The organism is Amycolatopsis thermophila (assembly GCF_030814215.1).
GTDB lineage: Bacteria > Actinomycetota > Actinomycetes > Mycobacteriales > Pseudonocardiaceae > Amycolatopsis_E > Amycolatopsis_E thermophila.
This window is the reverse complement of record NZ_JAUSUT010000001.1, coordinates 2,326,395-2,338,173: the sequence shown is the minus strand read 5'-3', so window position 1 is coordinate 2,338,173 and position 11,779 is coordinate 2,326,395. Positions and strand designations below refer to the sequence as shown.

The following is an 11,779-nucleotide window of genomic DNA, read 5'->3' as shown; positions in this document are numbered from 1 at the left end:
CAGCGCGACGTGGCCGGGAACGGCGGGCGCCTTCCGACCAGGCCACCAGCAGGCGAACGCGAACCCGCCCGGCGGTCCCTCGAACCAGATCCGCGGCCCCATGGCGGAGGGGCTGACGCGACCGGTTGGCTGATCCGGCCCGGCGGTCGGTCTGGCCGGTGCGGTCAGGCGTGCGCCAGCGGGCGAACGCGAACCCGCCCGGCGGACCCCCGGACCAGGACCGCGGCCCCATGGCGGAGGGTCTGACGCGACCGGCGAGCTGCCCCGGGCCGGCGGTCGGTCCGGCCGGTGCGGTCGGGCGTGCTCCAGCAAGCGAACGCGAACCGGTCGGGTGGGCCCTCGGACCAGGGCCGGGCCCATGGCGGAGCGCCTGACGCAGCGAACCCGCCCGGCGGACCCCCCGGACCAGGGCCGCGGCCCCCATGGCGGAGCGCCCGGCGCGACCGGCGAGCTGCCCCGGGCCGGCGGTCGGTCTGGCCGGTGCGGTCGGGCGTGCTCCAGCAGGCGGGCGCGACTGCGGCTCGCCCGCTTCGTGCGGTTCCCGGTCGGGCGTCAGCGGTAGGGCGCCGGGTCCACGTCCGCCGGGTTCTGGCCCGCTTTGTGGACCTCGGCGTACCAGCGACCCCAGTCGGGGCGGGAACCGTCCACGTCGGTGAAGCCGTACTCGTGCATGAGCGTCCACGAGGCGAGCGTCCGGCCGGCGAAGCGCGCCACCTCGGGATCACCCACCAGCGCCGCCACGCCGCGGGCCAGGTAGTAGGGCGTCTCGGAGATCGCGAAGTCCGGGCCGCCGTCGCCGGTGACCGCGTCGCGCCAGGTCTGCTCCGTCACGCCGAACAGGTCCAGCATCGCCTCCGAACGCAGGAACCCCGGGGTCACCGCGAGCCCGACGCACCCCTTCGCCGCCAGCTCGGCCCCCAGCGCCCGGCCGAGCGCCCGCACCCCGCACTTCGCCAGGTAGTACGGAATGCCCGCGCCCACGTACTCGTCGTCGTCGCCGTCGGTCACCTCGATCACTATCCCGCCCGGCCGCCCCACAAGCAGCGGCAGCAGCCGGTGCAGCGCGATCAGGTGCGTGTCCAGCGCGTTGTGCACCAGGTGCAGCGCATCGTCCAGGCTGGACTCCCAGTACGGCCGCTCGAAGTCGACGAACGGATCGCCGCCCCACACGTCGTCGACCAGCACGTCGAGCCCGCCGGCCTCCTCCGCGACGCGGGCCCGCAGCGCGTCCACCTCCGCCACCGACGTGAAGTCGCAGCGCACCGGCACGCCCCGGCCACCCGCCGCGTCGACCAGTTCGGCCGTCTCCTCGATCGTCTCCACCCGTTTCATCGGCGAGGCCGACCCTCGCGTCGTACGCCCCGTGACGTACACCGTGGCGCCGGTCCGCCCCAGCTCGACCGCGATCGCGCGGCCGCACCCCCTGGTCGCGCCCGTCACGAGCGCCGTCTTCGCAGCCATGACCGGGACGATAACGCCCGACCCCGACAAAACCGGGCGCCGAAGCTCAGGGGCGATTCAGGGTCATCACCGATCCCGCGCGCACGGAATTCGCGGGAGGCTACTACCGCAGTCGGGTGGGAAGTTCGAACCACAGGATGACGCGCTCGCGTACCCCGATCGGTCAGCATGAGAGCCGCACGGGGAAACAACAGGCTTTGACCAGCAGGGGAGCAACCATGATAGAGGCACGGGGCCTCACCAAACACTACGGAAAAACGCTCGCCGTCAACGATCTGTCATTCGACGTCGCCCCGGGTGAGGTGACCGGTTTCCTCGGCCCGAACGGTGCGGGCAAATCGACCACCATGCGGATGATCCTGGGCCTGGACAACCCGACGAGCGGCCGGGTGACGATCGGCGGCAAGCGCTACACCGAGCTGAAGAATCCACTCCGGACGGTCGGCGCGCTGCTCGACGCCAAGTGGGTGCACCCGAACCGCTCGGCGCGGGCACACCTGGCGTGGATGGCGAAGTCCAACCACATCCCGATGCGCCGCGTGGACGAGGTGCTCGAGATCGTCGGCCTGACCAGCGTCGCGGGCAAGCGCGCGGGCGGGTTCTCGCTGGGCATGTCGCAGCGGCTGGGCATCGCCGCCGCCCTGCTCGGCGACCCCGAGGTGCTGCTGTTCGACGAGCCGGTCAACGGGCTGGACCCCGAGGGCATCCTCTGGATCCGCAAGTTCATGCACCGCCTCGCCGACGAGGGCCGCACCGTGTTCGTCTCCAGCCACCTGCTGTCGGAGATGGCGCTGACCGCCTCCAACCTCGTGGTCATCGGCAAGGGCAGGCTGATCTCGCAGAGCAGCACCAAGGAATTCGTGGCCCGCGCCAGCGAGAACACGGTCAAGGTGCGCAGCCCGCAGCTGGACCGGCTGCGCGCGCTGCTGCCCGCCGACAGCGCCACCGACACCGACGACGGCATCCTGGTGTCCGGTTTGGACAGCGCGAAGATCGGCGAGCTGGCCGCAGGCAACGGCATCGTGCTGCACGAGCTGAGCCCGCAGACGGGTTCGCTGGAGCAGGCGTTCATGCAGATCACGGGTGACTCCGTGGAGTACCACACCGGCATCGAGGCCGAGGCCCGGCACGCGCTCGAGCCGGCGAACTAGGGGAGAGGCACACCATGACTTTGCTCGCCGTGGAACGGATGAAGCTCTTCACCACCCGCTCGCCGTGGTGGTGCGCCCTGGTCGCGCTGGCCGTCACGATCGGGTTCTCGGCGCTGATCGTCGGCAACGCGGACGACAACGGCGAATTCACCGCCACCGTCGGTTCGACGCAGTTCGGTTACAGCTTCGGCATGGCCGTGATCATGGTGCTGGCCGCGCTCGCGGTCACCACCGAGTACCGCTTCGGCACGATCCGCACGACCTTCCAGGCGGTGCCCAACCGCGCCGCCGTACTGGTCGCGAAGACGACCGTGGTCGCGCTGGTCGCGCTGGTCATCGGCGAACTGAGCGCGTTCGGCTCGTGGGGGCTGGCCAACGTGCTCAAGCCGCAGGCGGACCTGGCGCTCGACAGCGGCGCCGACTGGATCAACGTGGCCGGTGTCGGGGCCGTCTACGCGCTGGCCGCGGTGATCGCGGTGGCCGTGGGCATCCTGCTCCGCCACAGCGCCGGCGCCATCGCGCTGCTGCTGATCTACGCGCTGGCCGTGGAGGACCTGGTCCGGCTCATCCCGAGCATCGGGGACGACATCTACCAGTGGCTGCCGTTCAACGTCGCCAACAAGTTCCTCACCGGCGACGGGCTGTCGAACATGGGCCGCAACGCCGACGCGGGCGCACCGATGTCCACCGCCGTGCTGTCGCAGGGCTGGTCGCTGGCCTACTTCGCGGCGGTCGCCGTCGCCCTGCTGGCCATCGCGATCGGCGTCGCCCGCAAGCGCGACGCCTGAGCAGACCACCACAGGAAGGCTCCGGTGGGGACCGGAGCCACGGGGAGATGAACGGCCCGGGCCACCGAATTCGGGGGGTGGCCCGGGCCTTTCGCCGTCACCGGGTGATGCGGTTACAACCCCCGGGTTAATAGCGCGTAAAGGTACTGTGGTTGGGCTCACAGGAAGCGGACGCACCACTTCTGACCAGGCATTCTGGAGATACCACGTCAGGCGACTCCACGGAGGTGACCCTTGACGGTGGATTTCGGTCGAGGCATCGGCTCTTCGCGCACCGCGGCGCATCCCCCCGCACTGGAACCGCTCGACGCGCTCGAGTGGTCGCAGGCCGTGGAGTTGCCGCGGATCGTCGCGACGGCGACCCGGCCGTCCGAGATCCGGCACGCCTGGATCCACCGCGGTCGCGAGCGTGAGGTGCTGGCGTTGTTCCGCGCCGTGAGCGCCCGTGTCGAGATGATCCCGGCCCCGTGGTGGCTGCGCGCCCTCGCCGAGGGCAGGCTCGACTCGCGGGAGTCCGGTTTCCGGATCGAAGACCGCGTGGCCCAGCTGCTGTCCCGCCGACCCGGCTGGGAGTACGTGCCGTGGGCCGCCGACGGCGAGTCCGGGTACTGGGAGTTCATGCCGTCGGAGAACGGGCGCTCCGGGCACAAGATCCCGACCACGATCCTGAACACGAGCCGGCACGACGGGTGGATCGACGTGCTGCCGGCGCACACGGGCACCACACCCGCACCGATCGCGGTCGCCGGGGTCGGCGGGCTGCGTTCCCGGTTGGGGGAGTTCGAGGCGGTCCGCTAGGCCAGCTAATTTGGGCGGGTGGAGAGCGAGCACCAACCCCGGCTGCGCAGCGTCGTCAGCTACGTGCAGCGTGGCGGCCGGATGACCGTCGGCCAGCAGCGGGCCTGGGAGCGCCAGTGGGCGGACCTCGGGCGCACGGTCGCCGAGCTGCCACCCGGTCCGATCGACTTCGCGGAGTGGTTCGGCCGCAAGGCTCCGGTGCTGCTGGAGATCGGCTCCGGCATGGGTGAGACGACCGCGCAATTGGCCGCAGCCGAGCCGGAGGTCAACTACGTCGCCGTCGAGGTGTACGAGGCGGGCCTCGGGCAGCTCATGCTGCGCGCCGAGCGGCTCGGCCTGGAGAACCTGAGGCTGCTCCACGGGGACGCGGTGATCGCCCTGAAGGAGCACATCGAGCCGGATTCGCTGTCCGGGGTGCGGATCTTCTTCCCGGACCCGTGGCCGAAGAAGCGCCACCACAAGCGGCGGCTCGTCCAGCCGGAGTTCGTCGCGCTCGTCGCGTCACGGCTCGCGCCGGGCGGGATCCTGCACCTGGCCACCGACTGGGAGCACTACGCCGAGCAGATGCTCGAGGTGTGCTCGGCCGAGCCCGCGCTGCGCAACCGCTTCGACGACTGGGCGCCGCGCCCGGGCTGGCGTCCGGTGACGAAGTTCGAGCAGCGGGCCGACCAGGAGGGCCGCGTCAGCCGCGACCTGATCTTCGAACGCCGGGGCTGACCGGCCGCCCCTCCCCCGACGAAAGGGCGGCCGGTGCGGCTCACTCGTCCGCGAGCGGTTCGGCGCGCACCCGGTTCAGGGCGGGCGTGCAGGCCGACGCCGCGAGCACGGCCACCGCGAGCCCCAGCACCACCGGCGCCGCCAGCCACGGGCTGATCACCGCCGGGGCGTCCCGGGATTCCTGGATGATCGAGAACAAGCCGAGCCCCGCGATCATTCCCAGCACCCCCGATCCGATGGTGGCGACCAGCGCGGGCAGCGCGGCCTCCATCCGCAGCGCCCGCGACAGCACCCGCGTCGGCGTGCCCGCCGCCATCAGCGCCCCGAACGTGCGGCGCCGGTCCATCACCGATCCGGCGGTCGCGATCGCCGCGCTGCACCCCGCCAGCACGGCCGCGACCGTCACCCCGATGACGGTGACCCGGCGCAGGTCGTCCAGCTGGTTGCGCTGCTCGGTCAGGTACACGTCGCGGCTGAACACCCGCTCGCCCCCGGCGGCCCCGACCAGCGCGGTCCGCACCACCTCCGCGTCGGCCGGTGTCGTGTCGACGGCGACCCGGCCGTACTCGGGCGTGATCCCGGCCGGCAGCACCGCCGGGTCGACCAGCAGCGGGACGTACCCGTCGTCGTCGGTCCGGAAGACCGGCTTCACCGCGGTGCCGGGCGCGAACGGAACCCCCGGCGCGTCGTAGGACCCGGCCACCTGGAAGCCGCCGAGCTCGAGGTCGTTGGTGTGGTACACCCCCGGCCCGTCGCAACTGGCCTGCACGCGGAACAGCTGCACCGCGTCGGTGCAGGACACGACCACACCCGGGTAGCTGGACCCGTTGACCGACTTCAGGATCACCTCGGGCATCGAGACGGCACGGGCCGGCAGGTTGTAGCGCGCGAGCGTGGCGTTGGCCCGGCCGGCGATCGCCGCGGCCTCCTGGCCGGAGGCGTCGACCGACAGCACCGAGTCGCGGTAGGTCCCGCCACCCCCGGTCATCGCCTCCAAGCTGGGCATCAGCGTCAGCGCCATCGACCCGGTGAACACCGCGAGCACGACGCCCGCGGAGGCCCGGTAGGCGCCGCGCGGGTCGTTGCGCAGCCGCCGCCCGGCCAGCAGCGTCGCCGGCTTGCGCCAGCGGCTCACGAACAACCCGCCGATCACCGCGGTCACGTACGGGCCGACCAGCATGGCTGAGACGATCATCAGCGCCAGGCCCAGCAGCACCAGGTTGACGTCGTGCCCCTTCTCGATCGCGACGAAGAAGAACACGGCGGTCGCCGGCAACGAGAGGAGCCGCCACCAGCGCAACGGCTTCGGCGTGTGCTCCACGACCGCACCCACCGGGTTGCGCACCACCCGCCGCAACCCGAGCACGGCCGCCAGCACGACCAGCACCGGCACCGCGACCAGCGTGGCCACGGTGAGCGCGGCCGGCACCCGGAAGTCCCCGGCGAGCCACGTCCCGCCGTCCCACGGCACGAGGCGGGCGAGCGCCCACAGCAGCGGGCCCGCCGCCCAGCCGAGCAGGGCACCGGCGACCGCCGCGATCCCGGTCTCCGCCGCGGTGATCGCGACGACCTGGCCCGGCGTCGCACCGGCCAGGCGCAGCGCCGCCAGCCGCCGCTCCCGGCGCGCCGCGATGAGCCGCGCCGACGACGCGACCAGCACCAGGCTCGGCACCAGCAGCACCACGACCCCGACCCCGGCCAGCAGGGTCAGCAGCCCGTCCACCTGCGCCTGGGACGGCGGCAGGAACCCGGCGCGCTCGGTCGCGCTGGACGGCATGGTCTCCGGGCTGTGCCCGACCAGGGCCACCATCTGGTCCGGGTACCGCAGCGCGTCCTCGCCGAGCGTGCCCACGATCCGTCCCGGCAACCGGTCGGCCAGCTGGGACGCCGGGAGGCGGTTGATGGCCTGGTACAGCTCCGGCGACACCAGGACCTCACCGGGCGCGGGCAACTTCGGCACGCCGGCGGGCAACGCGACCCCGCCGGCCAGCGCGGCGACGTCGACGCGGTCGATCTGGCGGCCGCCGGTGAAGTCGGTGCTCGTCGCGATGGAGAGGGTGGGCGTGCCGCCGCCGCTGTCGTTGCCGTACTGCTTCTGCCACACCGAGCGCTCGGCCCTTGCCTGCGTGGCGTAGGGCAGGCTCAGCAGCAGGAGCACCAGGCCCGTGGCCACCGCGACCCCCACCGCGGTGAGCAGGGTGGCGGTCCGGGTGCGGCGGTCGGCCCGCAGCACCTTGACCGCCAGTTCGACCGGGATCACGACAGCACCCCCACCTGCTCCGCGATCCGCCCGTCCCGGATGGTGACCGTGCGCGGGAGCGAAGCGGCCAGCTCCACGTCGTGCGTCACGATGACCACCGCGGCGCCCGCGTCCGACGCCGCGACCAGCAGGGAGTCCATGGTGTCCTTGCCGGTGCGGGTGTCCAGCGCGCCGGTCGGCTCGTCGGCGAAGATGACCTTCGGCCGGTGCGTGAGCGCTCGGGCGATAGCGACCCGCTGCGCCTGGCCACCCGACAGCTCACCCGGCCGGGCCCCCTCCCGGCCCCGCAGGCCGAGCCGTCCCAGCCACTCCCGCGCGGCGCCGACGGCCTCCTTCCGGCGCGCTCCGCCGAGCAGCATCGGCAGCGCGACGTTCTCCTCGGCGGACAGCTCGGCCACCAGCATCCCCTGCTGGAACACGAAACCGAACTCGGTGCGCCGCAGCTCGCTGCGCCTGGTCTCGGACAGCTGCTCGATGCGCTGCCCGTCGAGGGTGATCTCACCACCGTCCGGTCGCAGGATCCCGGCCAGCACGTGCAGCAGCGACGTCTTGCCCGAACCGGACGGTCCGACGACGGCCAGCGCCTCCCCGGCGTGGATGTCGATGTCCACGCCGGCCAGCGCCACCTGCTCGCCGTAGCGCTTGACGAGCCCCCGCCCGGCCAGCACGACACTCCCCTGTGGAGTCATGAACGTTCCCCTTTCGGTGTTCCCGCACAGCAGGTTCACAGCTCGGACGGGGTGTCCGGATCGGCCGATCGGCCGATCCGGGGTGGCCGGGCGGCCAAGGTGCGCGTGCAGCGGAATCCTCTACCGTTCCGGTGTGCCGTTCTCCGATCGCGTGTCCGCGGCCTGGCGTTGGCTGGGGCTCGAAGGCGTTGTCCTGCTCGCCGCCTTCCTGTGCGATCTCGCCGTCGTGGTGCCGGCCGCGGTCGACCCGATCGGCCCGCGCGGACGCGACCTGCTGCTGCTGCCCGGGATGATCGTGCTGGGCGCGTGCGCGCTGTGGGCGCGGACGCGGCCCGCGGCCGCGGTGTTCGCCGGTGCCGCGACGCTGTTCGCCTCGACCTTCCTGATCCGCGTCACCTACGCGGCGGCCTACACCACGCTGTTGAGCAACGTGTCGCTCAGCGAGACCGTCGCCGGCGTGGAGCTGGTGTTCTTCTGCGTGCGGCGGGTCCGGTGGCCGGAGGCGGTCATCGGCACCGGGACGCTCGTGCTCGGCGGCCTGTTCGCCACCGTGTACCGCCGCGGCTCCGACCGGTTCGGGATGAGCGACACGATGCTGGTCGGGCTGGTGCTGCTGGTCGTCACGGTCGCCGCCGCGCTGCACCTGCGGCGCAGCCATGCGCCGCGCAAGGACAGCGCGCTGCGCAACCTCGTGCGCGAGCAGTGGCCGCTGATCGGCGGGCTGAGCCTGCCGCTGTTCTTCGAGCTGTACCAGCTGCTGCACACCGACGTCCGCTCGCTGCCCGTGCTGCTCCTGTCGATCGCCGCGGCGGCGACCACGATCTACGCGACCCGCCGGCCGCTGCGGGCCGGGATCGCCCTCGCGGCGGTCATCTTCGCCACCGCGCCGGCGCTGTACATCGCGTCCAGCGAGTACCTGCGCGGTTTCGGTGTCCTGCCGTTCACCGAGATCGTCGCCGGCATCGTGGTGGTCATCCTGCTGGTCCGGCACGTCGAACCGAAGCGGGCGTGGGCGACGATCGGCCTGCTGTCCGTGACGGTCGCGTTCACCACGCTCGCCGGGCTCGCCACCGGTCGCAGCCGGCTCGGGCTGGCCGACGCGCGGGACCTCGTGGTGGGCGCGGTCCTCGTGCTCGGCATCGCGATTGCGTGCGGGTTGTACTTCCGGGCGCGGGATTCGGAGCGCCGCAAGGTGGTCGAGGCCGCGGTCGCCGACGCGCAGAACTCGGAGCGGATGGCGCTGGCGCGGGAGCTGCACGACCTGGTCGCGCACCACGTCACGGGGATCATCGTGCAGGCGCAGGCGGCGAAGGTGATCGCCGACCAGAACCCGAAGGTCGCGCTGGAGGTGATCGAGCGGATCGAGGCGGCGGGCACCGAGGCGATGACCGCGATGCGGCGGCTGGTCGGCAGCATGCGCGCGGGCGCGGAGGCGGTGACCGACCAGGCGACGATGGACCTCGAGGCCGACCTGCGGCGGCTCGTGGAGGCCGCGCACACGGGCGTGCCGGTCGAGGCCGAGGTGCGGGTGCCGAAGGACCTGCCGCAGGAGGTGGCGCGGTCGGCGCTGCGGCTGGTGCAGGAGTCGCTGACGAACACCGGGAAGCACGCCGCCGGCGCGACGCGGGTGTGCGTGCTGGCCGAGGTGCGGGACGGCGAACTGCACATCCGGGTGGCCGACGACGGCCGTCGGGTGGCGGCGCGCCCGGCCGGCGGGTCGGGCGGATACGGTCTGGTCGGGATGCGCGAGCGGGTCGAGCTGCTGCACGGCCGGCTCGCCGCGGGCCCGGCGCCGGACGGGGGCTGGGTCGTGGAGGCGTGGTTGCCGGTGGAGGAAGACGCTTGATTCGGGTACTGATCGCCGACGACCAGAGCATGGTGCGGATGGGGTTCCGGATGATCCTCGACGCGCAGGACGACATCGAGGTCGTCGCCGACGTCGAGGACGGGGTCGAGGCGGTGTCGAAGGCGCGGTCGCTGCGGCCGGACGTGTGCCTGCTGGACATCCGGATGCCGGGGCTGGACGGGCTGGAGGTGACGCGGCGGCTGGCCGGGCCGGACGTGGCGGACCCGCTGAAGGTGGTCGTCGTGACGACGTTCGACCTGGACGAATACGTGCACACGGCGCTGCGCAACGGGGCGAGCGGCTTCCTGCTGAAGGACGCCGGCCCGGCGCTGCTGATCGAGGCGATCCGGGCCGCCCACCGCGGGGACGCGCTGGTGTCGCCGCAGGTGACGGTGCGGCTGCTGAAGCACTTCGAAGGCGCCTCCGCCCGGCGGACCGTCTCGCCACCGAAGGAACCCCTGACGGCGCGGGAGCTGGACGTGGTGAAAGCAGCGGCCCGCGGCCTGACCAACACCGAGATCGGCGCGGAGTTGTTCATGTCGCTGTCCACGGTGAAGACCCACCTGGCGGCGGTGCAGGGCAAGGTCGGGGCGCGCAACCGCGTGGAGATCGCGGCGTGGGCCTGGCGCAGCGGCCTGATGGAGTAGGCCGTGCAAGCTGCTCGCGGGCATCAGCGCCCGGAACACCTCTGCAGCGCGGTCGTTCACGCCCGGACCCAGCTCGGACAATCGGAAGCTCGCGTACACCTCCTGCAAGGGGCACCGAAACCCCGCAACGACCGATACGCCCGCCTGGTGGTCGCGACCTTGGCGCTGTTCGCCTCGGCGGGGTGCTCGTCCACGGTCAGCGGGACGCCGTCTCCCGCATCGGGGGCGACAGCCTCCCCGCCCGGTACCGCTGCCCGAAGCGCGTTGGACTCGATGGATGCGTGCACCGTGCTCGAACAACTGGTGGCGGGGCAGGGGTTCCAGCCGGGCGTGCGGAAGACCGCCCGGAACGAATGCCACGTCAGCAAGGACGAGTACGGCACGCTCTCGCTCGCGCTCGATCCGGTTCAAGGTCTCGCCGAGCTGCAAGCCGACGACCCCGGTCTCGCCTCGCTGCGGATCAACGGCCGCGAGGCGCTCGTCGGCGAGCCCGAGCACGCGGGGATGTGCGAACTGGGGCTCGAGGTCGGCGAGCACGCGCGCGCACTCGTGCTCGCCACCGTGGTGGACCCGCAGAACTACGCCCAGGCCTGCCCGGCGGCGCAGGAGCTCGCCACCAGGCTTGAGCCGCTGTTGCCGAGGCGGTGAGTCCTATTGCGCCGTCCAGCCGCCGTCGACCGGGAGTAGTGCTCCGGTGATGAAGGTGGCCGCGTCGGAGGACAGGAACGCCACGGCTTCGGCCACTTCGGTGGCCTGTCCGATGCGGCCGATCGGGTGGGCGGGGCCGAACGAGGCGAGCATTTCGCGGCCGTTGTCGACCACGCCGTCCATGATGTCGGTGTCGATGACGCCCGGCAGCACCGCGTTGGACCGGATCCCGACGGGCCCGCCCTCGATCGCCAGCACCCGCGTGATCTGCGCCAGCGCGCCCTTCGACGCGGCGTAGGCCGTCTGCGTTTCGAACGCCACGACCGACGACACCGAGGCGATCGAGACGATCGACCCGCCGCCGGTGGCCGCCATCACCCGGAACGCCTCGCGGGCCTGCACGAAATTACCCCGGGCGTTGACCCGCAGGATGCCGTCGAAATCCGCCACGGTCGTCTCGGTGACCGGCTTGTTCAGGGTCCGCCCGGCGTTGTTCACCAGGATGTCCAGACCACCGAACCGGTCCACGGCCAGCCGCATCGTCGCGCGGGCCAGCTCCTCGTCGGCCACGTCCCCGACCAGCACGGCCACGTCGTCGCCGGCCAGTTCTGCCACCGCTTCGGACACGTCGGTCACGACCAGCCGGGCTCCCCGCGCCCGCAGCAGCGACGCGGTGGCGTGGCCGATGCCGCGAGCGGCACCCGTGACGACGGCGACCCGCCCGGTGAGATCCCATGAATTGCTCATGCCGTCGACGATGCCGACCACACCGGC

General features: G+C 72.5%; 11 protein-coding genes. 7 read left to right on the top strand and 4 right to left on the bottom strand.

Annotated elements, in window-relative coordinates; genetic code table 11:
- Positions 1 to 552: 552 nt before the first annotated feature.
- Positions 553 to 1,461, bottom strand: a complete 909-nt coding sequence (locus tag FB470_RS11550; protein WP_306990963.1) for an SDR family oxidoreductase — start codon at positions 1,459 to 1,461, stop codon at positions 553 to 555.
- Positions 1,462 to 1,679: 218 nt separating this feature from the next.
- Between FB470_RS11550 and FB470_RS11545 the strand changes: the two genes are divergently transcribed.
- From FB470_RS11545 to trmB, 4 genes are all read left to right on the top strand, one after another.
- Positions 1,680 to 2,612, top strand: coding sequence for an ABC transporter ATP-binding protein (locus FB470_RS11545; protein WP_306990960.1), 933 nt, complete (start codon positions 1,680 to 1,682; stop codon positions 2,610 to 2,612).
- Positions 2,613 to 2,626: 14 nt separating this feature from the next.
- Positions 2,627 to 3,400 carry an ABC transporter permease gene (locus FB470_RS11540; RefSeq protein WP_306990959.1) on the top strand — a complete coding sequence of 258 codons (774 nt, stop codon included), beginning with the start codon at positions 2,627 to 2,629 and terminating at the stop codon, positions 3,398 to 3,400.
- A gap of 240 nt (positions 3,401 to 3,640) precedes the next feature.
- Positions 3,641 to 4,198: a hypothetical protein gene (locus tag FB470_RS11535; RefSeq protein WP_370876461.1), complete on the top strand. Its 558-nt coding sequence runs from the start codon at positions 3,641 to 3,643 to the stop codon at positions 4,196 to 4,198.
- 18 nt (positions 4,199 to 4,216) lie between these two features.
- Entirely contained in the window at positions 4,217 to 4,915 is a 699-nt protein-coding gene (trmB, locus tag FB470_RS11530) for a tRNA (guanosine(46)-N7)-methyltransferase TrmB (protein ID WP_306990955.1), read from the top strand.
- A gap of 40 nt (positions 4,916 to 4,955) precedes the next feature.
- On the opposite strand, the gene FB470_RS11525 is transcribed toward trmB, so the two are convergent.
- Both FB470_RS11525 and FB470_RS11520 read right to left on the bottom strand, forming a co-directional pair.
- Positions 4,956 to 7,175: an FtsX-like permease family protein gene (locus tag FB470_RS11525; protein ID WP_306990953.1), complete on the bottom strand. Its 2,220-nt coding sequence runs from the start codon at positions 7,173 to 7,175 to the stop codon at positions 4,956 to 4,958.
- On the bottom strand, positions 7,172 to 7,864 hold the full coding sequence (locus FB470_RS11520; protein WP_306990951.1) for an ABC transporter ATP-binding protein: 693 nt from the start codon (positions 7,862 to 7,864) through the stop codon (positions 7,172 to 7,174). Before FB470_RS11520 ends, FB470_RS11525 begins: the two co-directional genes overlap by 4 nt.
- Positions 7,865 to 7,997: 133 nt before the next feature.
- Between FB470_RS11520 and FB470_RS11515 the strand changes: the two genes are divergently transcribed.
- The 3 genes from FB470_RS11515 (at position 7,998) to FB470_RS11505 (ending at position 11,005) form a co-directional block, all read left to right on the top strand.
- A complete protein-coding gene (locus tag FB470_RS11515; protein ID WP_306990949.1) occupies positions 7,998 to 9,710 on the top strand; it encodes a sensor histidine kinase in 1,713 nt (570 codons plus the stop codon).
- Positions 9,707 to 10,357 (top strand): response regulator, encoded by a 651-nt coding sequence (locus FB470_RS11510; protein ID WP_306990947.1) that lies wholly within the window; start codon positions 9,707 to 9,709, stop codon positions 10,355 to 10,357. Before FB470_RS11515 ends, FB470_RS11510 begins: the two co-directional genes overlap by 4 nt.
- 288 nt (positions 10,358 to 10,645) lie before the next feature.
- Complete coding sequence (locus tag FB470_RS11505; RefSeq protein ID WP_306990945.1) at positions 10,646 to 11,005, top strand: DUF3558 domain-containing protein; 360 nt, start codon at positions 10,646 to 10,648, stop codon at positions 11,003 to 11,005.
- Positions 11,006 to 11,008: 3 nt separating this feature from the next.
- Here the strand turns inward: FB470_RS11505 and FB470_RS11500 are convergent, their stop codons facing one another.
- Complete coding sequence (locus FB470_RS11500) at positions 11,009 to 11,752, bottom strand: SDR family NAD(P)-dependent oxidoreductase (RefSeq protein ID WP_306990943.1); 744 nt, start codon at positions 11,750 to 11,752, stop codon at positions 11,009 to 11,011.
- Positions 11,753 to 11,779: the final 27 nt, after the last annotated feature.